Source organism: Phytohabitans maris, from assembly GCF_031085175.1.
GTDB lineage: Bacteria > Actinomycetota > Actinomycetes > Mycobacteriales > Micromonosporaceae > Phytohabitans > Phytohabitans maris.
Map to the genome: position 1 here is coordinate 24,543 of NZ_JAVHUY010000041.1, position 20,609 is coordinate 45,151.

The following is a 20,609-nucleotide window of genomic DNA, read 5'->3' on the forward strand; positions in this document are numbered from 1 at the left end:
GTCAGATGTCCCGGAGGATGCTCACGCCGACGCTGCCGACGCCCTGGGCGTTGTCCACGTCCTGCGTGTCGATGGCGCCGACGGCGCTCTCCACGTCGCCGGCCATCACGTTCAGGTGGCCGATGATGTTGCGCGCCTCCTGTTCCCAGGCGGCCTGCGCGTTCAGCAGCGCGGTCATCATCGCGCCCTGGCAGTACCCGTCCATGAAGTCGACGGTGTCGCGAAACTTGCCGATCTCCAGGTCGATGTCGCCGCCGGTGGAGCGGTGGAGGCCGGCGACCTTCGTGGCGACCTCCGGGTCGAGCTTGGTGGACATGCGTACCCCTTCTTCTCTCTGCCGGAAAACCTGGTTGGGTGCCAGGAAAATGGAATCAGTCAACCGAGCCCGGTGGCCGGTTCCGCGCCGCGCGGGCCGCTGTCCCGGGGATATCCCCCGTCAACCGCCCCAGGTCTTGCTCGCCAGGGCCGCCGCCGGGTCGAGCACGGCGCCGGTCGGCAGCAGGTCGAGCAGCTCCACCGGGACCTCGACCGGGGCGGTGCCGGAGTAGCCGAGCGCCTGCGCGCCGGCGTCCGGCAGCGGGTACTTGACGCCGTACTCGGTCACCAGGAAGAGGCCGCCGCCGGGGGCGTACGGGTTGCGGGCCAGCACGCCGGTACCGGCCGGGATCAGGATCCGGTCCGCGGTGCCGCCCGCCGCCGCCGACCGGGGTACCGGCACCGCCTTGGCCGCGGCCGCCGCCGGCACCCGCGCGAGCGTGACCGCGACGGTGTCGCCGCCGGGCCGGTACCGGACGCAGGGCAGCGTCCCCGGACCCCCGGCGGTGCGCGGCGGCTCGGGCGGGTACCCCTCGACGAGCTCGGTGCTCTCCGTCACCGGCGCGGCGGCCAGCTCGTCCGGCCGGATCGGGACCGGCGCCACGGGTGCGCCGGGGTAGGCCGCGCCGACCGCCGGGTCGGCCAGGACGAGCGCCGCGGTGGTGCGGCTGAGCCGGACGAACCCGTCGGCGCGGGCCAGGTACAGGTCGCTGGTCCCGCGGGCCGGGTCGCGCGCCTCGTAGACCTGCCCCACGACGCTGGTGCGGTCGCCGACCCGCGGGCCGGCCTGCCCGCGCCCGTTCACGGTGGGGAAGGCGAGGTCGCGGCCGGCGGGGATCGGGTTGAGCCAGGCCGCGGTCACCGGTACCGGCTCCACGCCGGCGTACCCGAGGGCCACCGCGGCCCGCGGCGCCAGCCGGTACCGGCGCCCCTGCCAGACCAGCTGTGCCTGCCGGTCCGGCGTGGCGACCAGGAACCCCTCGCCTTCGGCCACTGTGGACAGCGCCGGGCCGTCGCCGATCAGGAGCGTGGTGGCGGGTTGCCCGGACGGCGCGGGCGGCTGGGCGCACACCGTCCACGCCCCGGTCTCCAGCTTGCCCGCCAGCGGCAGCGTGTCCGGCGCGTCCGGGATGCCGATCGGCGCCCCCACCGGTACGCCGCGCAGCGAGTTGCGGGAGACGGTGACCAGCCGCGCCGTGCCGCCGCTGCCGAGCACCAGGCGGGCGGAGGCGTAGTTGAGCACCGGCCGCAGCTGCTCCTCCAGCAGCACGTACCGGGCGCCGGTCTCCTTCACCAGGATGACGACGCCGGGCTGCCGCCACGAGGAGTCCCCGCCGGGGCGGAAGATGCCGTAGATGCCGAAGCCGCCGGCGACCACGACGGCCAGCAGGACGCCGATGACGAAGCCGAGCAGGGGCCGGCGGTTCGGCGGCTCGTACGGGTCCGGCCGGCCCTGCATGACCGCCGAGTTGAGGCGCCCCACCAGGTAGAAGTACGCGTGGACCTGATCGCGGCGGGACTCCATGTCAGCTCGCCCAGGCCCGGACCATCTGGTAGACGCCGAGCACGGCGCCGAGCAGCGGTACCAGCGCCACCGCGATGACGATCTCCAGGATGTCCACCGCGCGACCCCAGTACGGGCGCAGCCGCCGGCCGGGCAGCGTGGCGGCCGCGGTCAGCAGCGCCCCGGCCACCGCGACCGCCACCGGCGCCACCACCGCCGCCCGCACCAGGTCGGAGCGGTCGGCGGCGTACCGGACGAGGTCGAAGAGGACCAGCCCGGCGGCCGGGACCATGATCGCCCAGCGGGCCACCGTGCCGGTGAGGTGCCGGGCCCGCATGAACAGCAGGGCGGCGACCGCCACCGCCAGGATCATCGGCCAGCGGCCGCCGGGCGCGACGAGCACGCCGGCCACGACCGTCTGCGCGACCCCCACGCCGACCGTCAGCGCGGCCAGGTAGGCCAGGCCGGCCGGGCCGCGCTCGACCACCACCTGGTACGGCGCGGGTTCGATGTTTTCGGCGAGCTGCTCCGGCTTGCCCGGCAGCAGCGGCAGCTCCAGCCCGCCGAGCCGGAACGCGGCCGGCGGCAGCAGCACCGTCACCACCAGCGTGACGACCAGCCCGCAGGCCGCGGCGGACTGGGCCGCGAGGCCGCCCGCCGCCGAGAGCACCGCCGGCACCGCGAGGCAGCCGGCGCAGACCAGCGCCCCGGTGAACAGCAGCGCCGAGTCGCCGACCAGGGCCAGCCCGGCGGCGAGCACCACCAGCGCGGCCAGGACGGCCAGCGACGCCCGCACCGGTACGGCCGAGTGCGGCGCCAGCACGTCGGCGCCGAGCCAGCCGCCCACCGCCGCGTACGCCGTGGCCGCGCCGGCCAGCAGCGTACCGGTCTGGGCGTCGGGCACCGCCCGGCTCACCAGGCCGGCCGCGGCGAGCAGCAGCACGGCCGTCGCCGCCGCGACCGTGGCGCGGACCCCGGCCGGCCCGGCCAGGGCGAGCGGCACCAGCCCGGCGCCGAGCAGCAGCCCGCCGAAGACCAGCAGCATCCACCGGGTACGCGGCACCGTCCACCGGTGCGGGCTGGTGCGCGCCTGCTCGGCGACGCCGTCGACCAGGTCGTCGAAGTCGATCGGGGGCAGCTGCTCGGCGCGGGGGCGCAGGTGCAGCGCCTCGCCGTCGAGCAGGTTGAGCTCGGCGGCGGTACGCTCCTCGTCCAGCGGCGGCTCGCCGAGGCGCTGCACCACCCAGCCGTCGTGCTCCGCGCCGCGGTCCGGGGCGTCCGGGCTGAGCTGCGGGAGCACGGCCGGCAGTACGTCGGCGAGCGGCACCTCGCCAGGCAGGGCCAGGTCGACGGCGCGGGCGCCGAGCACGAACCTCAGCCGCACCGGCGCCGCGATCCGTCGGCTCGTCAGCGGTTCCATCGTGGACAGATCCTCAACGGTGCTCGAACGCGTCCGGGTGGCCGTTGCCGTTCTTGTCGTAGTAGGCCTTCCCGTCCTTCCAGAAGACCGCCCAGCCCTCGCTGGTCGTCTGCTGCTTGCCGTCGAACTCGTACACCACGAACGAGGAGCCCCGGTACTTGGTGTCGTGGTGGTCGTACTTCGTCTTGTCCGGCTCGGCGCCGGAGTCGAAGGCGGCGCCGGTCGGGTAGTTGCTCCCGCCGCCGCCGTTGTTGCCCCCACCGCCGTTGTTGCCGCCCGGGAAGTCGCTGTGGTCGCCGCCGTCGGACAGATGCGTGGGGATCTCCACCACGCCCTCCCCGTTCGCCGCCGGCCCGTCCGGCGCCGACGACAGGTCGAGGGTGCCCTTGCCGGACGGCAGCGCCAGGTCGTCGAAGGAGCTGATCCCCGGGATGCCCTTGGTGAACGGGTCGCCGTCCAGGACCACCTTGTCGCCGACGATCGTGACGCCGGTGTCGCCGGTGGGTTTGTCGTCCCCGGTCTTGAAGCCGTTCGCCGGCGGCGCCGCCGCCATGACCGGTGCGAACTCGGCGTCCTCCATGCCCTTGACCGCGTCGAGCGCCCGCTGGTCGAACGCCGCCACGGCCTCGCCGTTGGCGGTGTCCACCTTCTCGAAGTCGCTCGCGATCGTGTTGAGCCCGCGGACGATCTCGGCGCACGCCATCTCCAGGTACTTCACGTGCGTCACGACGCCGTCGCGGCGGTCCGTGTAGACGGCCTCCAGCCACACCGCCATGTCGAACTTGCCGGCGTTGGGTGCCCACTCACCGAGGCTCAGGATGGCCTTCTGGTCGTCCAGCAACCCGTCGATGCTCGTCGCGATCTTCTTCAGCTCCGCCGGAACAACGTTTGTAGCGGCCACAACGCCCCCTGTATGGTGGGTCCGTCCTTCTTCGTTGGTCCGGTCATCTCCCGCCAAGGCGACACCGAGACCCGTCGAGACGGTAGGCACGGGGCCCACCCAAGCGCAGCAGGCGCGGTGCGGCACCCGCCCGATGGAGGGAAACCCCTCACCGAAGGAGCGACGACGTGGGCACGGTGTTGTTCACCCGCAAGGCGCGGCGGGCCGGGCCGGTGGCGCCCGTCGACGAGATCACCCTCCAGGAGCCGCCGGTCATCCCGGAGCCGGCCGAGCGGGGCCTCAGCGCGGTGCTGATGCTCGCGCCGATGGCCATCGCGTCACTGGCCATGGTCCTGATCTTCCTGCGCCCCAACGCCGGCGCGCTCGCCTACGTCGGCGTCGGGCTGATGGTGCTCTCCGCGGCCGCGATGCTCGTCGTACCGCTGATCCGCAACGCCGGGCAGCACAAGCACCGGCTCAACGGCGAGCGCCGCGACTACCTGCGCTACCTGGGGCAGGTCCGGCGCAAGGTGCGGGGCGCGCTCACCGAGGAGCGGCGCGCCGCCCGGTGGCAGCACCCCGACCCCGGCGCGCTCTGGTCGATCGCGCTGAGCCAGCGGCTCTGGGAGCGGCGCACCGCGCACGAGGACTTCGGCGAGGTACGGCTCGGGCTCGGCACCCGCCGCTCCACGCTGCGCCTGGTGCCGCCGCAGAGCAAGCCGGTGGAAGACCTGGAGCCGCTGGCCGCGCACGCGCTGCGCCGCTTCCTGCGGGCGTACACGACGTTGCAGGACGCGCCGATCGCCGTGTACCTGCGCGGGTTCGCCCGGATCGGGGTCCGCGGCGACACCCCGGCCATCCGGGCGCTGCTGCGCGCGGCGCTCGCCCAGACCGCCGTCGCGCACTCCCCGCAGGAGCTGCGCCTGGTGGTCGCCTCCAGCCACCCGGACTGGGCCTGGGCCAAGTGGCTGCCGCACGTGCAGGACGAGACGGTCCCGGACGTGACCGGTACCCGCCGGCTGTTCGCCACGGAGGCGGCCGAGCTCGACGAGGTGCTGGCCGCGCTCGGCGTACCGGACCGGCCGGGCTTCGAGCCGGACACCCCGGTCACGGCCGTCGAGCCGTTCGTCGTGGTGGTCCTCGACGGGCCGCACCTGCCGGCCGACCACCGCCTGGCGATGGAGGGGTACCGCAACCTCGTCGTCCTCGACGCCGGCGGGACGCTGGGCTGGGAGGCCCGCCCGCACACGCTGCTGCTGGAGGTGGACGGGGAGCGGCTGAGCACCGTCACGTTCGACCACCTGGGGAAGGTGAGCGCCAATCCGCTGGGCCGCCCGGACCGGATGGGGCCGGTCGCCGCCGCGGCGCTGGCCCGCTCGATCGCCCGGTACCGGGTCGGCCAGGGCACCGACACCGAGGAGCCGCTCGCCGGCGACTACGACCTGGCCGGCCTGCTGCACCTCGGCGATCTGTCCACATTCGACCCCGCGGCGTACCGGGCCGGGCGGAGCGCGGCGCAGCGGCTGCGGGTACCGATCGGCATGTCCACCACCGGCACCCCGATCGAGCTGGACATCAAGGAGGCGGCCGAGGGTGGCATGGGGCCGCACGGGATGCTGATCGGCGCCACCGGGTCCGGCAAGAGCGAGCTGCTGCGCACGCTGGTGCTGGCGCTCGCCGCCCGGCACTCCTCCGAGGAGCTCAACCTCGTCCTGGTCGACTTCAAGGGCGGCGCGGCGTTCCTCGGCTTCGAACGGCTGCCGCACACCTCCGCCGTCATCACCAACCTGGCCGAGGAGCTGGAGCTGGTCGACCGCATGCAGGACGCGCTCACCGGCGAGCTGAACCGCCGCCAGGAGCACCTGCGCGCGACCGGCTACCCGTCCCGCCGCGACTACGAGCAGGCCCGCGCCGAAGGGGTCCGGCTGGAGCCGATGCCGGCGCTGTTCATCGTGGTGGACGAGTTCAGCGAGATGCTCAGCAACAAGCCGGAGTTCATCGACGTCTTCGCGATGATCGGCCGGCTGGGGCGGAGCCTCGGCGTACACCTGCTGCTGGCCAGCCAGCGCCTGGACGACGGGCGCATCCACGCGATCGAGACCCACCTGTCGTACCGGATCGGCCTGCGCACCTTCTCCTCGATGGAGAGCCGCAGCGTGATCGGCGTACCGGACGCGTACGAGCTGCCCAACGTGCCCGGCAACGGCTACCTGCGGCCGGACACCCAGACACTGATCCGCTTCAAGGCCGCGTACTGCTCCGGGCCGTACCGCCCGCCGGGCCAGCGGCGCCGCCGGGCGGCTGGGGCCGGGCTGGTCCCGTTCGGCACCGCGCACCTGCGCCCGGAGGAGCCGGCCACGCCCGAGCCGGACCAGCAGCCGGAGAGCGAGGAGAAGCCACCGGTCCTGGCCGACGTACTGCTGGAGGTGCTGCGCGGCCACGGCCCGGCGGCGCACCAGGTGTGGCTGCCGCCGCTGAAGGAGACCGCCACCCTGGAGAAGCTGCTGCCGCCCCTGGTCGAGCACCCGCGGCTCGGCGTACGCCCGGTCGGCGAGTACGACACCGGCCAGCTCACCGTACCGGTCGGCCTCGTCGACCTCCCCGCCCAGCAGCGGCGCGAGCTGCTCCTGGCCAGCCTGGCCGGCAGCGCCGGCAACATCGGCGTCGTCGGCGGCCCGCAGGCCGGCAAGAGCACCCTGCTGCGCACGCTGATCTGCTCGCTCGCCCTCACCCACACCGCCGAGGAGGTGCAGATCTACTGCCTCGACTTCGGTGGCGGCGCGCTCGCCTCACTGGCCCGCCTGCCGCACGTCGGCAGCGTCGCCGGCCGGCTGGACCGCGACCGGGTCACCCGGACCGTGCTGGAGATGACCAACCTGCTGGCCCGGCGCGAGCAGATCTTCGCCAGCAACGGCATCGACTCGATGCTCAGCTACCGCCGCGCCCGCCGCAACGGCCAGTTCCGCGACCAGGACCCGTACGGCGACGTCTTCCTCGTCGTGGACGGCTGGTACACGGTCCGGCAGGACTTCCAGGAGCTGGACGACCGCTTCGGCGAGTTGGCCGCGCGCGGCTTGAGCTTCGGCATCCACCTCGCCGTCTCCGCCGGCCGCTGGTCGGAGATCCGGCCCTGGCTGCGCGACGTGCTCGGCACCCGCTTCGAACTGCGGCTCGGCGACCCGGTGGAGTCGGAGGTCAACAGCCGCGTCGCCGCGACCGTGCCGGCCATCCCGGGCCGCGGCATCACCTCCGACCGGCAGCACTTCCTGACCGCCCTGCCCCGCATCGACGGGTACCAGACCACGGACGACCTCGCCGAGGCGACGGCGGAGCTGGTCGAGGTGCTGGACGTACCGACCGCGCCGCGCGCCCCGCAGGTGCGGCTGCTGCCCGACCGGCTGCCCGCGACCGCGCTGCCGGCGCCGACCGCGCCCTCCCGCGAGGCCGAGGTGCGCGTACCGCTCGGCCTCGACGACGCCCGCCTGGAGCCGCTCTGGCACGACTTCGACACCAACCCGCACCTGCTCGTCTTCGGCGACACGGAGACCGGCAAGACCAACCTGCTGCGGCACATCGCCCGCTCGGTCGCCGCGCACCACCCGCCGGCCGAGGCCCGCGTGGTCTTCGGCGACTTCCGCCGCGAGCTGCACGAGGCGATCCCCGAGGCGCACCAGATCGGCTACTCGATGTCCGTCGACCGCCTCGCCGCGACGATGGCCGAGGCCGGCCAGATCCTGACCGGCCGCCTGCCCGGCCCGGACATCCCACCCGGCCGGCTGCCCAAACGCGACTGGTGGACCGGCGGCCGGCTGTTCATCATCATCGACGACTTCGAGCTCATCGAGGGCGGCCGCGAAGCCCCGCTGCAGCCGCTGCTCCCCCTGCTCCCGCACGGCGCCGACATCGGCCTCCACCTGATCATCGCGCGCAGCACCAGCGGCGCCGGCCGCGCGATGACCAACCCGGTGATGCGCCGCGCCTGGGAGCTCGGCTCGCCGGCGGTGCTGCTGTCGTGCCCGCGCGAGGAGGGCGCCTTCCTCGGCACGGTACGGCCGCGCAAGCTGCCCACCGGCCGCGGCCAGTACGTCAACCGCCGGCGCCAGGTCCGCCTCGTCCAGACCCCGCAGACCTGAGGATCCACAATAGACATTAGGGCTACCGCGACCTCCGCGGTGGTCCAGACACCACGATGCCCGCGGCACGCGGCACGCGCCGCAACCGCCGTCGCGAGCGTCGGGCTTGTGAAGCGCGAAGGGTGAGGCCGCGGGCGCGACGGTCCGGCCCCAATGCCACTCACGCTGATTCGGTCAAGGCCCGGTGAACTGGGCACGCTCGCGAACTCCAGGCCGTCGCCCGGCCCGCGCGGGCCGCGGTCACCACCGGGCGGGTGGTCGAGATCGTGGTACGCAGTTGCCCCCGGGCGGGCGGATCCGTACCACGATCTGCTGGGACGGTCCGCTCTTGAGCCGTGCGTCCCTTGATCGGCGTCGGGGCGTGGGCTGGCTCGTGCGGATCGTGGTACCTGGCTGTCGCCAGAGCTACAGCCAGGTACCACGATCTGCGGCTTGGGATCGTGGTATCCAGGTGCCCTCGGAGGGGCACTGAAATACCACGATCGCCGACGCGTCGACCGGTTTGGGTCAAGCCGTCGCGCGCAGGAGGGGAGTGGCATTGGGCTGGACCGCCGTGGACGTCGGCGTGGCTCGCATCTGTCTCTTGGGTTGGATCCGCTAGTGCGCTGGCCACTAACCTTTGCCGGCTTCGCCGGCCCGGGTGACCAGCGGCCGAAGGCCGCCGGTCACCCGGTGAACGTTAGTGGCCACCGCACTAGCGGCGGGTCTGATCGACCACGGCTGAGCGGGCGGGGCGCCAGCGGCGGCGGTTGGCGGCGGGCAACAGGACCGCGAGCAGCGCCACCAGGCCGGTCGCGACCACCGCGGCGCCGGCGGCGAGCGCCGCGAGTCGTGGGCCGGTCGGGTCGGGCGGGGGCAGGTCGGGGTGGCGTGCCGCCGGGGGTGGCTCGGCCGCGCTCGCGCCGCCCTCCTCGGGGAGGACGGCGGAGACCGCGGCGGCCGGGTTGACCACGCCCCACCCGAACCCGGGGTCCGGCATCGCCGCGGCCGGATGGTCGGCGGTGGCGAGCAGCCGGGCCCGCACCTGCGCCGCGGTCAGCCCCGGCCGGTACGCCCGGACCAGCGCCGCCGTCCCGCTCACGAACGGTACGGCGTAGCTCGTGCCGCTCCCCTGCCAGTGTCCGGCGCCGCGCGGTCCCACGCTGGTCACGTCCACGCCGGGCGCGACCAGCCCGAGGTGCTTGCCGGTCTGGGAGAAGTTGGCGAGGCCGCCGCCGGAGTCGATCGCGCCCACGGCGACCACGGTGGGGAACGCGGCGGGGTAGGCGACCGTCTGGCCCCGCTCGGCGCCGTTGGCGGCGGCCGCGACGACCACGACGTCGCGCCGCTCGGCGTACTCCACGGCGGCGACCAGGCTCGGATCCGGCACCGGCGTACTGGCCGAGATGTTGACGACCTTGGCACCGGCGTCCACCGCGGCGCGCACGCCTTGGGCGAGCCGGGCCGCGGTGCCGTCCTCCATCGTGTTGGCCACCCGGACCGGCAGGATCCGCGCGTCCGGCGCGACACCGGTAAACCCGGTCCCCTCCGCCGGGGCCGCGGCGACGATACCGGCGACGAAGGTGCCGTGGCCGAAGCAGTCGTTGTCGGCGCGGGGCCGGCCGGTCGCGGTGAGATCCTGGCCGGGCAGCACGCGGCCGCGAAGCTGCGGGGTGCCCCCGTCGACGCCGGTGTCCACCACGGCGACCGTCACGCCCTGCCCGCGGGACAGGGGCCAGGCCCGCTCGACGCCGAGGCGCTGCTGGCCCCACGGTACCCCGGTCTCGGTGCTCGTCGGCGCCGGCAGGCAGGCACCGTCCGCAGTGGACGGTGGGGTCGGCACCGCGGCGACGGCGACCAGCGCGACCGCCGCGACCACCCGCGGCGCCGGGCGTCCGAAGGCCGTCACGGGTACGCCACCGCCGCGCCGGCGGCACCCAGGGCCGGGCCGGCCAGCCGCTGCATCAGATCGGCGTCCTCGACCGCGCGCGGCGGCTGGCTCTGCCGGTGTGCCAGGGCCCGGGCCAGCCGGTCGAGCGCGAGGCGGTCCGCGTCGTCCGGACCGTTCGCGGCGGCCCGCTCGCCCGGCGGCACCTCCCGCAGCAGGACCGCGGTGCCGGGCAGGGCGGCGCCGTCCCCGCCCTTCGCCTCGGACCTGCGCACCTCCAGCACCTTGAACCGCGTTCCGCCCAGGAAGGCCGCCTCCTCCAGGACCCGGTCGCGCGGGGCGAGCACCGAGATCTGGCGCGCGGTCCGGGACAGGATCAGCAGGTCGACGTTCGCGCCGGGAACCGCGACGTCCAGGCCGGCGCTCGCGCTCCGGAACGCCGGCTCGGTCAGCACCTCACCCACCGGGTAGCTCAGCTCGACCGGCCCGGCGACCGTAGCCTGGCAGAGCACCGCGCGGCGGTGCAGCGGCAGCCGGCGCATCCCGGAGACCAGGCAGGCCAGGTACCCGTCGAGCTCCGGCGGGCGGCCCGCGCGGAGCGCCGCGTTGAGCCGCACCGCTCCCCAGCCGCCGCCGCCAAGGTAGACGCAGACCGCCGCGTAGTCCGCCTTCGCGCCCGGCGAGTCGTCGCGCAGCGCCGGCCAGGTGGAGAGGGCCGCGTTGACGGTCGCCAGCGAGTCGGTGAAGGCCGGCCCGAGCGCCGCCACGAACGCGCGCTGCTCCGCCGCCGTACTCGCCCGGTCCGCCAGGCGCACCGGCACCGCCGGGGCCACCGGGGCCGTCACCGTCACGGCCGGTGCCTCAGGGGCGGGCGGCGGCTCGTCCGTCGAAGGCTCGGCCACCGTGATCACCGGCGCCGCGACAACCATCGGGTACGCGGTGGCGCCCGGCCCGCTCGCGCCGGCCGCCGCCTGAGCGGGCACGGCGGCGGTCGCGCTTGCCTGCGCCAGGTCAGGCACGCCGGCCGTTACAGGGTCGGGCGCGCCGTCGGGCACCGGGGCGGGCGCGGTTGGCGGCAACGGATCGGGAGCCCACGGCGGCGGATGGGGTGCGTTACCCGGCACGGGATCGGGCGCCGCGGGCGGCGGCACCGGCACCGGGTTGGAGACCACGCGGGTCGGTGGCGCGGACACGGCCAGCGGCGGCCACGCGCCCACCGGCCGGGCTGGCGCGGGCAGTGGCCCGACGTCAGCGGGCGGTGCTGGCGCGGGCAGCGGCCCAGCGTCGACCGGCTGAGCTGGCGCGGGCGGAGGCCCAAGGTCAGCGGGCACCGGCTCAACGTCGGCCGGCTGGGCTGGCGCGGGCGGAGACCCAAGGTCAGCGGGCACCGGCTCAACGCCGACCGGTTGGGCTGGGGCGGGCGGCGGTCCCGCCGCCGGCAGCGGCTCGGTGTGCTCCAAGAGCGGCGCCTCAGGCTGCTCCAAAGGCAGCGGCTCGGCGGCCTTCGGGAGCGGCGGCTCAATGGGCGCCGAGAGCGGCGGGTGGGCGTCCTCTTCGGAGAGTGGCGGCCACGCGGACACCGAAGGCGGCGGCCCGAACACCGACGGCGGCGGCTCGAACACCGACGACGACGGCGGCGGCGGCTGGGACAGCCAGGAGGGCGCCGGCGATATGGGCGCCTGCGGCAGCGGCGCGGGCTCCGAGAGCGGCAGCACCGACACCCAGGACAGCTGCGGCGGCACCGGAGGCAGCGGGTCGGGCGCCGGCGCCGGCGGCGCGGACGTTGGGGCGAGCGGCGGCAAGGGCGCCGCGGGAAGTGGCGGTGCGGAGACGCGGGGCGGCGGTGCGGATGCCCGGGGCGACGAGGCGACGCCGGGCGGCACGCCCTCCGTCTCCCAGCCGGCCTCCTCGGCCACGGCGGCGATCTCGGCGCGCCGCTCGGGGTCGGCCTCGCCGGTCACTCTCAGCAGCAGCGCGCCGGGCGGGTCGGGTGGGGCGCCCGCGACCAGCCGGCGCAGCGCGTCCACCAGCGTCGCCGGCACCGGAAAGCCCACCGTGCCAACGGAAATCGTCGACGAGAGCGGGTCCACGACGACCAGAGCGTCCGAAGTGTACAGTCCACCGGGGCGGAGCAGGATGCCGGCCGGCACCACCTCGGCGACGACGTCCCCCTCGTCCCCGAGCCACCAGAGCCGGGTGTCCCGCCGCAGCCAGCCGGCCGTGAGCGCGGACGGTACCCGCTCGCCGGGGCGCCCGTCCGCCCGCGCCGGTCGCGCCGGCGTCTGCGGCGGTGGGCCCGGCGCCGGATACCGGTACCCGATGATGTCGCCGGCCCCGTCCGGGCCGAACAGCCGCCAGCCGGAGGCGCCGGAGGTCGGGCCGGCGTAGAGGCCGCCACCGGGCAGGAACGCGATCTGGCCGTCCGCCGCGACGAGGTCCACACCGGACGTCCGGGAGAGCGCGGCCAGCCAGGCGACGTTCGCCGGGTCGGTGCCGCCGAGCCCCGGGTTGCCCAGCCAGACCCGCTCGCGGCCGGGACGGGCCCGCGCCGCCGCGCACACCGCGTCCGCGAGCACGGTGCGGGCCTCGGGATGCCCGGCCGCGCCCGGAGACATCAGCACCAGCGGCTCGCCCGCCGTACCGGCCGCCGTGCGCAGCATGCGCCAGTACACGTACGGCGGATCGGCGGGGTGGGTGATGAGCACGCCGACGCCGTAGTGTTCGACGATCAGGCCGTCGCCGCAGGCGGACGGCGCCGGCGTCCGCCAGTCGCGGAGCCGGCGCAGCGACATCCTGCCCATGCCAGCAGCATGCCGGCCGCCGCCCGGCACCGGCGGGGGCGCGTCGCGCCCGCCGCCGGATCGGGGGTATTCCCTCACTGCCGGGCGGCTGCCGGGTCCAGCCCAGGCCGCCCAATCGGCGCTCAGACGATCGGCGTAAGGCCGAACCCGGTGAAGTTGATCAGGTCGACCATGGTGAACTCGCCGGGCGTGGCGGCGGGCAGGAAGGGTGTCCAGCCGGGGTCGGTGTGCAGGTAGGAGGAGGGGTCGGCGGCGAGGAGCCCGAGGAAGACCTCGGCGACGATGCGGCCGCCGACCGGGCCGAGGTGCTCACCGTTGGCGTGCAGGGCGGCCTCGCGCAGCACGTAGTACCACAGCGGTGCGGGGCCCGGCTTGGGGAGCGCGAGCTCCTGGTCGGTGAGGGGGGTCAGGCCCATCGCCCGGGCGACGGACTGTCCGGAGGGGAGCCCGAGGCGGGCGCCGCGGGTGATGTTGCGCTCGGCCAGCGACGGCATGCCGGGGGCGACCTCCGGCGGCAGTTCGAGCATCGGGCCGACGATGTTGGTGTCGATCCTGCGGGTGGCCTGCGGCTGGACGGCCGGGTCGATCTCGAAGAACCGGGCCCACTCGACCTGCCAGAACGGCGGCAGGATGCGGAACCCGCCGAGGTGGCTGAGCGGTGGCGACTCGGCGATCGGTTCCTTGGTGAAGATCGGAAGTGGCGGCACGGTGCTGTTGAACGTGTACCTGCCGCGGATCATCGAGTGCCCGAACCGGTACGCGGCCACCGCGAACTCGACCGGCATGAAAGGCTGGTTGCGCCACTTGAAAAAGGCCAGCCGCGCCTTTTCGACCGGCGGCCCGTACGGTGTCTGCGGTTCGCGGATCAGCACCTGGCCGAGCGTCTCCTCGCCGACGATCCGGCGCAGGAAGTCGTGGATCACGACCCACTGGTAGTGCCAACGCACCACCCGCTGCACGGCGGTGAATTCGGTTTCGGTGGCCTGGGCGACCGCCTGGCCGAAGTCGGCACGCCGTTCGAAGACCTTGTTGTGAAACAGCAGCATGGTCAGGTGGATCTGGCTGACGAAGATGTTTTCGTCGTTGCGCGGATCACCGATCAGGGCGGTGTCCTGGCCGCTTCGGGGCAGGTCGAGCTCGTTGTCGTGCTCGCCGATCACGAACTGGCCGCTGTTCCTCTTGTCGTACAGGTAGGGCTGGTCGGCCGGGCCCCGCCCGTAGAGGCAGTCGAGGTCGAAGCGGGGTGTGCGGAAGTTGGTGAGCGAGTCGGGGTCGTTCTGCCGGTCGAGGCTGGAGACCGGGTCGAACGTGAGATCGTGGTCGATGAACTGCCCCAGGTAGGTGTATCCGGCCGGGATCTTCTCGTTGTCCAGGGCCGGGTCACCGCCGCTGGGTTCGGCCATCGCCGCGGCGATCTCGGCGATCGTGGTGTCGTCGGGCGTGAATGCCGGCAGGCGGCGGAAGATTCGCCCGAATCGGCCCTCGAACAATGCGGACCTGGCGACGTTGTCGATCCCCCGTAGCGGGTAGGCATGGCGGTGTGGCGACGTTGACTGTGCGAGATTCACGACTCCCCCATTTGTCGATCGTGTCCCCGACAGCGAAAGGCGAAAACGCTGGACGGTCGGCGCGGTTTCGCCGCCGGAAAATTCGTTAAATGCGAGGCTACCGACCACCCCGCCCCGATAAAGGAGACTGTCCTCGATTCGACGCACTCCCGGAGGGTTCCGGGAAGGCATGACCGACAGCCGGTCGGGGCAAGGGTGGAGGGGTGACGAGATTCGACTGACCAACGACTCGACGAGACCTGACCGCCGCGACGAGCGCGGGCAAGGAGGTTAGCCATGCAGAATCGGGTCAAGGCAAGACCCTGATCGCCGCCGACGAGGGAGACGACGCCCACGGCGTCGTCGTCAAGCTCTACGCCGAGGAGACCGCCGGCGCCGTCTCGATCATCGAGTAACCCTTCGAGCCGGGCCTTCTCCTACCCCCGCACATCCACGAGAACGACGTCTGGCTGGAGCGCGGACCGGTCGGGCTCGACGAGCTCAACCGCCTCGGCGGTGTTCGTGATCGAAGCTCCCGCCAAGTCGCTCTAGCGACTTCAAAGGAGCTTCGATCACAGACTCGGTCCGGCGGCGGTCAGCGGGACCGCTCGGCGCGGAGGCGGTAGCGGTAGCGCAGCGGCGACTCGCCCACCTCCCGCTTGAACGCGGTGCTGAAGGCGCTCTCCGACGCGTACCCCAGCTTCGTGGCGAGCGACCCGACGCGGACCTCGCCGTCGCGGAGGGCGCGCTGCGCCAGCAGCATCCGCCAGCGGTTGAGGTAGGTCAGCGGCGGCATGCCCGCCACGCTCCGGAAGCGCTCGGCGAACGAGGTGCGCGACATCGCGGCGGCGTGTGCCAGCTCGGCCAGGCCCCAGGGCCTGCCGGGCTCGGCGTGGATGAGGCGGAGTGCCGGGCGCAGCCGCTCGTCGGCCAGCACCCGCAGCCAGCCCGGCGGCAGCTCGGCCTGGTCGACGTAGGCCCGCAGCACTTCGAGAAGCAGGAGCTGGCCGTACTGCCGGATCGCGAACGCGGAGCCCATGCGGTTGCCGGTCACCTCGTCGAAGAGGCGGTCGAGGCTGCCGCGCAGGTGGGTCGCCGCGGCGGCCGAGGCCCGCACGTGCCCCACCGGCGGGAGCGCCTGCTGCAGCAGGGCCTGGCCGGCCGGGTTGAGCTCGACCCGGCCGCCGACCATGATGTCGTCGGTGCCGCGGTCGGCGCACTGGAGGCGGCTGGAGGAGAAGCCCGGCTCGGGCTGGATCTCGCGGGGCGGTCCGTCGCCGGTGCCGCCCTCGAGCTCCAGCCAGGACCGGTTGTTGAGGATGGCGACGTCGCCCGGCTCGAGGTCGATCGGCCGGTCGATGCCGTCGGTGGTGAGCCGGGCCCGGCCGCAGACGAGCGCGAAGAACTTCAGGCCCTCCACGGAGGCGCGCGACACCCAGGGGCCGCGCACGGCGAAACCGCCGGAGAGCAGACCGCGGATCTCGACGAGGTCGAACACCTCGGACAGCTGGTCACCGGCCACCTCCGTACTATCACGCAAGAAATGCGGACTGACAACTATTCAGAGTCCGGAAAGCCCGGCGCAGGCTGGTGGCATGACAGACAAGCAGCACCCCATCGGCACCGGGTTCACCGCCGCCTCGACGGCCGACGACGTCCTGCGGGGCATCGACCTGACCGGCCGGTACGCCATCGTGACGGGCGGCCACGCCGGGCTCGGCCTGGAGACCACCCGGGCGCTCGGCAAGGCCGGCGCGTCCGTCGTCGTCGGTACGCGTACCCCGGACCGCGCCGCGGCGGCGGTGGCCGGCATCGAGCGCGTCGAGGTCGGCCGGCTGGACCTGCTCGACCCGAAGTCCATCGACGACTTCGCCAACCGCTACCTCGACTCCGGCCGCCCGCTGCACATGCTGATCAACAACGCCGGCATCATGGGCGGCCCGCTGTTTCGCGACGCGCGCGGCTACGAGTCGCAGTTCGCGACCAACCACCTCGGCCACTTCCAGCTCACCCTGGCCCTGCTGCCCGCGCTGCGCGCCGCCCACGGCGCCCGGGTCGTCAACGTGACCTCCGGGGGCCACCGCCTCTCCGACATCCGCTGGGACGACCCGCACTTCACCACCGGGTACGACGGCCTGCTCGCCTACGGCCAGTCCAAGACCGCCAACGTGCTCTTCGCCGTCGAGCTGGACCGGCGGTGGGCGGCGGACGGCATCCGCGGCTACGCCGCGCACCCGGGCATCGTGGTCACCACCGGCCTGGGCCCGTCGCGGACCGAGGACGGCCCCGCGGTGAACGAGGACCAGCTGCGGGCGATGGGGCTGATCGACGAGACCGGCCGGCCGGTCCTCGACCCCGCCCGGGAGATGAAGACACCGCGGCAGGGGGCGAGCACCAGCGTGTTCGCGGCGACGAGCCCGCTGCTCGACGGCATCGGCGGCGTCTACCTGAAGGACAACGAGGTCGGGCCGCTGGACACCCCGCGGGCCTTCGACTTCGGCAGCGGGGAGGACGTCCCCTCCGACGTCGTGCCGCACGCCATCGACCCGGAGTCGGCGCGGCGGCTCTGGGAGCTGAGCGAGCGGCTGCTCAAGGACTGAGGCTCAGGGGACGAGGAGGATCCCAGGGCCTTTCAGCCGGCGTACGACCGGGGCGGTCTTCACACGGGACACGCCGTCGAGGGGTGGCCAGCGCCCGGCTGACGGCGGTCAGCGCGACCGTCAGCGGGTGACGCCGGCCAGGACCGTGGTCACCACCCTGCGGAGCGCCTCGGGCTCCGGCGGGCTCCCCTTCCGCTCGGTGAAGAGCAGGTGCGCGGCGCCGATCAGGGTCGGGGCGAGCGTGTCGACGTCGGCGTCCGGGGCGATCCGGCCCAGGTCGCGCTCGGCGGCGAGGTAGCCGGCGACCATCGCGGTCCCCTCGCCGACGAGCGGGAACCGGGCGGTGCCGGCCCGGCGCAACCGGGTACGCAGCTCGTCCCGGGCGATGACCAGGGCCACGATGGCCACCATCACCGGCTCGAAGAGGAGGGTCAGCGCGCCGGTCAGGTTGCCGGCGACGGAGCCGGTGCCGGCCGCGCCGCGCAGCGCGGTGGTCTGGGCGCCGACCCGGGCGATGCGGTCCAGCACCAGTTCCGCGAGGAACCCGTCGAAGTCGGCGAAGTGCCGGTGCAGTACCCCCTTGGCGACGCCCGCCTCGGCGGTGACCGCCCGGCTGGTCAGCCCGGCCGCCCCGGTCCGCAGCAGGACCCGCTCGGCCGCGTCGAACAGCTGCTGGCGCGGGTCGCTCAGCGCCACACCGGTGGGCACCGCCAGGACCTCCCTCACGCTCGCCGCTCACCGCGGAACACTATCGTGTGCCTAATGGGCACTTGCCCACTAGAGTGGGCGCATGCCCACTGTTCCCGCCGCGAAACCCGAGCCCCACCGGCACCGCGAGATGGCGGAGTCGTTCGGGGTCGATCCCGAGCGCTACGACCGGACCCGGGCGCCGTACCCGGACGCGATGGTCGAGCGGATCCTGGCCGCCAGCCCCGGCCCGGACCTCCTGGCCGTCGGCTGCGGCACCGGCATCGACGCGCGCCAGTTCCAGGCGGCCGGGTGCCGGGTGCTCGGCATCGAGCCGGACCCGCGGATGGCCGGCTTCGCGCGAAGTACCGGCGTCGAGGTGGAGGTGGCGGCGTTCGAGGCGTGGGACCCGGCCGGGCGGAGTTTCGACGCGGTCGTCGCCGGCACCGCCTGGCACTGGATCGACCCGGTCGCCGGCGCCGCCAAGGCCGCGCGGGTGCTCCGGCCCGGCGGGGTGCTGGCGCCCTTCGGGCACGTGTTCGAGCTCCCGCCCGGCGTGGCCCAGGCGCTCGCCGCGGCGTACCGGCGGGCCGCTCCCGAATCGCCCGTCGGCTTCGACGGCCAGCGGGACGGGTCGATCCTGGACGCGTACCGAGGGCTCTACGCCAGGGCCGCGGAGGGGATCCGCGAGGCGGGCGGGTTCGGCGAGCCGGAGCTGTGGCGGTACGACTGGGAGCGGGCGTACCGCCGGGACGAGCTGCTCGACCTGATCCCCACGTCCGGCGGCCTCACCAGCCTCCCGCCGGACAAGGTGGCCGGGATCCTGGCCGACGTGGCGGCGGCGGTCGACGCGCTGGGCGGCACCGTCACGCTCCGGTACGCGACCTGGGGCCTCACCGCGGTCCGCGCCGAGCCGTGACCGCGGGGTCGTCACAGCCCTGCGGGTGGAACGGGTCGGCGCCCCGCTCCCGGCATGAACCCCGGCGTCGGCGTGTTCAGCGCGCCGCATCGGGTACGACGCCGTTGGAGGTTCACCCGAGGAGGAGAGCGATGACCAGCACGGTCCGGCCGGGTGAGGCCGGGTACGACGAGGAGCGGGCCGGGTTCCAGGCCGCGGTGGAACACCGTCCCGACGTCATCTACGTCGCGGAGAGCGCGGGCGACGTCCAGGCGGCGGTGGAGTTCGCCGCCGCCAACCGGCTGCCGCTGGCGGTGAAGGCGACCGGGCACGGCACGTCCGTCGCGGCGTCCGGCGGCGTCCTGGTCAGCACCCGCCGGATGACCGGCGTGCACGTCGACAAGGAGGCGCACACCGCCTCGTTCGAGGCGGGCACCCGCTGGGACCAGGTGATCGAGGCCTGCGCGCCGCACGGCCTGGCGCCGCTGAGCGGCAGCGCCCCGCACGTCGGCGCGGTCGGCTACACGCTCGGCGGCGGGCTGGGCCTGCTCTCCCGCGGCTACGGCTTCGCCGCGGACAGCGTACGCGGCATCGAGGTGGTCACGCCCGACGGCGGTGCGCACCACGTCACCGCGGCCAGCGAGCCGGACCTGTTCTGGGCGCTGCGCGGCGGGCGGGACAACTTCGGCGCGGTCACCGGCCTGGAGGTCGACCTCGTACCGGTCGCCCGGCTGTACGGCGGCGCGCTCTCCTTCCCCGGCGACCGGGCGCAGTCCATCATGGACACCTACCTGTCCTGGACCCGTACGGTGCCCGAGCAGATGGCGTCCTCCCTGGCGCTGGCGCGGTTTCCCGACCTGCCGGCCATCCCGGAGCCGCTGCGCGGGAAGCATGTCGCGCAGGTCCGGGTCGCGTACTCCGGCGACGCCGGCGACGGCGCGGAGCTGCTCGCGCCGTTGCGCGCGGCCGGCCCGCGCCTGCTCGACACGGCCCGGGACATGCCGTACGCGGAGTCCGGCACGGTGCACAACGACCCGACCGAGCCGGTCGCCGCCTACAGCACCAACGTCCTGCTGAGCACGGTGGACAGTGGTGCCGTGCTGGAACGCACCTCGCCGCCCGAGGCACAGGTGCCGTTCATCGCCGAGATCCGCCACCTCGGCGGGGCGCTCGCCCGCCCACCCGCCGAGCCGAGCGCGGTCGGCCACCGGAACGCGTCGTACCTGCTGGCCCTGGTCACCCCGCTGGACCCGTCGGCGGACGTCGACGCGGTCGGGTCGGCGCACGAGCGGGTCCACGATGGACAGCGGCGCTGGGTGCTCGGCCGCAGCCTGAACTTCATGTCCGGGCCGGCGGCGAGCGTGGAGCGGGTGCGCGAGGCGTACGAGCCGGAGGACTACCGGCGGCTCCAGCGGCTCAAGGCCCGGTACGACCCGGAGAACATGTTCCGCTTCAACCACAACATCCCGCCGGCCGGTGCGTAGGATCCGCGCACCCTGGGTAGTCCCACGTCATGGCCAGAACACGCACACGGCACGACCTGAACGCCGAGGAGCGCAAGGCGATACCGGAGAGCGCTTACGCCTTCCCGCGCCTGCGGAAGGAGCCGATCAACGACGCGTCGCACGTCCGTAACGCGATCGCCCGCTTCGACCAGGTCCGCGAAGCCAGCGACGACGAGCGGAGCGAGGCGTTCCGGCGGATCCGGCGGGCGGCGGACCGGTACGGCGTCGAGATGACCGCGACCCGCTGGCAGGAGCTGGGCAAGCCGACCCCGACGATGAAGACGTCGACGAAGGCCCACACGCCGACCAAGGCCGAGCGGGCCGCGATCAGCCGGGGCGACGCCTCGCGCGACGTGCTGTACGCCGAGGCGCGGCGCCGCGACATCAAGGGCCGCTCCGGGATGAGCAAGGCCGAGCTGCAGCGGGCGCTGCGAAAGGGCTGAGCGGCGGCG

General features: G+C 74.4%; 14 protein-coding genes. 5 read left to right on the top strand and 9 right to left on the bottom strand.

Annotated features, from left to right (window positions below; all coding sequences use genetic code 11):
• Position 1 precedes the first annotated feature (1 nt).
• The 4 genes from RB614_RS33125 to RB614_RS33140 all read right to left on the bottom strand — a co-directional run bounded on the left by RB614_RS33125 (position 2) and on the right by RB614_RS33140 (position 4,140).
• Complete coding sequence (locus RB614_RS33125) at positions 2-316, bottom strand: WXG100 family type VII secretion target (protein ID WP_308716633.1); 315 nt, start codon at positions 314-316, stop codon at positions 2-4.
• Positions 317-436: 120 nt separating this feature from the next.
• Complete coding sequence (eccB, locus tag RB614_RS33130) at positions 437-1,840, bottom strand: type VII secretion protein EccB (RefSeq protein WP_308716634.1); 1,404 nt, start codon at positions 1,838-1,840, stop codon at positions 437-439.
• A 1-nt stretch (position 1,841) separates the two neighbouring features.
• Entirely contained in the window at positions 1,842-3,239 is a 1,398-nt protein-coding gene (gene eccD, locus RB614_RS33135; protein ID WP_308716635.1) for a type VII secretion integral membrane protein EccD, read from the bottom strand.
• A 13-nt stretch (positions 3,240-3,252) separates the two neighbouring features.
• Complete coding sequence (locus RB614_RS33140; RefSeq protein ID WP_308716636.1) at positions 3,253-4,140, bottom strand: hypothetical protein; 888 nt, start codon at positions 4,138-4,140, stop codon at positions 3,253-3,255.
• A 167-nt stretch (positions 4,141-4,307) separates the two neighbouring features.
• On the opposite strand from RB614_RS33140, the gene eccCa reads away from it, so the two are divergent.
• On the top strand, positions 4,308-8,252 hold the full coding sequence (gene eccCa, locus RB614_RS33145) for a type VII secretion protein EccCa (protein ID WP_308716638.1): 3,945 nt from the start codon (positions 4,308-4,310) through the stop codon (positions 8,250-8,252).
• Positions 8,253-8,946: 694 nt separating this feature from the next.
• Here the strand turns inward: eccCa and mycP are convergent.
• The 4 genes from mycP to RB614_RS33165 all read right to left on the bottom strand — a co-directional run bounded on the left by mycP (position 8,947) and on the right by RB614_RS33165 (position 16,007).
• Positions 8,947-10,140, bottom strand: a complete 1,194-nt coding sequence (mycP, locus tag RB614_RS33150; protein WP_308716639.1) for a type VII secretion-associated serine protease mycosin — start codon at positions 10,138-10,140, stop codon at positions 8,947-8,949.
• The gene (locus RB614_RS33155) at positions 10,137-12,920 is read right to left on the bottom strand and encodes a hypothetical protein (RefSeq protein ID WP_308716640.1); all 2,784 of its coding nucleotides are present in this window, start codon (positions 12,918-12,920) and stop codon (positions 10,137-10,139) included. Before RB614_RS33155 ends, mycP begins: the two co-directional genes overlap by 4 nt.
• A 122-nt stretch (positions 12,921-13,042) precedes the next feature.
• Positions 13,043-14,410 (bottom strand): peroxidase family protein, encoded by a 1,368-nt coding sequence (locus RB614_RS33160; RefSeq protein ID WP_308716641.1) that lies wholly within the window; start codon positions 14,408-14,410, stop codon positions 13,043-13,045.
• Between the two features lie 652 nt (positions 14,411-15,062).
• Positions 15,063-16,007, bottom strand: a complete 945-nt coding sequence (locus RB614_RS33165; RefSeq protein WP_308716642.1) for an AraC family transcriptional regulator — start codon at positions 16,005-16,007, stop codon at positions 15,063-15,065.
• A 55-nt stretch (positions 16,008-16,062) separates the two neighbouring features.
• Between RB614_RS33165 and RB614_RS33170 the strand changes: the two genes are divergently transcribed.
• Positions 16,063-17,067 (top strand): SDR family NAD(P)-dependent oxidoreductase, encoded by a 1,005-nt coding sequence (locus RB614_RS33170; RefSeq protein ID WP_308716643.1) that lies wholly within the window; start codon positions 16,063-16,065, stop codon positions 17,065-17,067.
• A 120-nt stretch (positions 17,068-17,187) separates the two neighbouring features.
• Here RB614_RS33170 and RB614_RS33175 read toward each other — a convergent pair whose 3' ends face one another.
• Positions 17,188-17,793 carry a TetR/AcrR family transcriptional regulator gene (locus RB614_RS33175; protein ID WP_308716644.1) on the bottom strand — a complete coding sequence of 202 codons (606 nt, stop codon included), beginning with the start codon at positions 17,791-17,793 and terminating at the stop codon, positions 17,188-17,190.
• Between the two features lie 64 nt (positions 17,794-17,857).
• On the opposite strand from RB614_RS33175, the gene RB614_RS33180 reads away from it, so the two are divergent.
• The 3 genes from RB614_RS33180 to RB614_RS33190 all read left to right on the top strand — a co-directional run bounded on the left by RB614_RS33180 (position 17,858) and on the right by RB614_RS33190 (position 20,600).
• Positions 17,858-18,673, top strand: coding sequence for a class I SAM-dependent methyltransferase (locus RB614_RS33180; protein WP_308716645.1), 816 nt, complete (start codon positions 17,858-17,860; stop codon positions 18,671-18,673).
• A gap of 131 nt (positions 18,674-18,804) precedes the next feature.
• Positions 18,805-20,136, top strand: coding sequence for an FAD-binding oxidoreductase (locus RB614_RS33185; protein WP_308716646.1), 1,332 nt, complete (start codon positions 18,805-18,807; stop codon positions 20,134-20,136).
• A gap of 29 nt (positions 20,137-20,165) precedes the next feature.
• Positions 20,166-20,600: a DUF6582 domain-containing protein gene (locus RB614_RS33190; RefSeq protein WP_308716647.1), complete on the top strand. Its 435-nt coding sequence runs from the start codon at positions 20,166-20,168 to the stop codon at positions 20,598-20,600.
• Positions 20,601-20,609 lie beyond the last annotated feature (9 nt).

Coding starts and splice junctions, on each gene's coding strand:
- eccB (WP_308716634.1), bottom strand. CDS start 1,840: ATGGAGTCCCGCCGCGATCAGGTCCACGCGTACTTCTACCTGGTGGGG.
- RB614_RS33155 (WP_308716640.1), bottom strand. CDS start 12,920: ATGGGCAGGATGTCGCTGCGCCGGCTCCGCGACTGGCGGACGCCGGCG.
- RB614_RS33190 (WP_308716647.1), top strand. CDS start 20,166: ATGGCCAGAACACGCACACGGCACGACCTGAACGCCGAGGAGCGCAAG.
- RB614_RS33180 (WP_308716645.1), top strand. CDS start 17,858: ATGCCCACTGTTCCCGCCGCGAAACCCGAGCCCCACCGGCACCGCGAG.
- RB614_RS33185 (WP_308716646.1), top strand. CDS start 18,805: ATGACCAGCACGGTCCGGCCGGGTGAGGCCGGGTACGACGAGGAGCGG.
- eccD (WP_308716635.1), bottom strand. CDS start 3,239: ATGGAACCGCTGACGAGCCGACGGATCGCGGCGCCGGTGCGGCTGAGG.
- RB614_RS33125 (WP_308716633.1), bottom strand. CDS start 316: ATGTCCACCAAGCTCGACCCGGAGGTCGCCACGAAGGTCGCCGGCCTC.
- RB614_RS33170 (WP_308716643.1), top strand. CDS start 16,063: ATGACAGACAAGCAGCACCCCATCGGCACCGGGTTCACCGCCGCCTCG.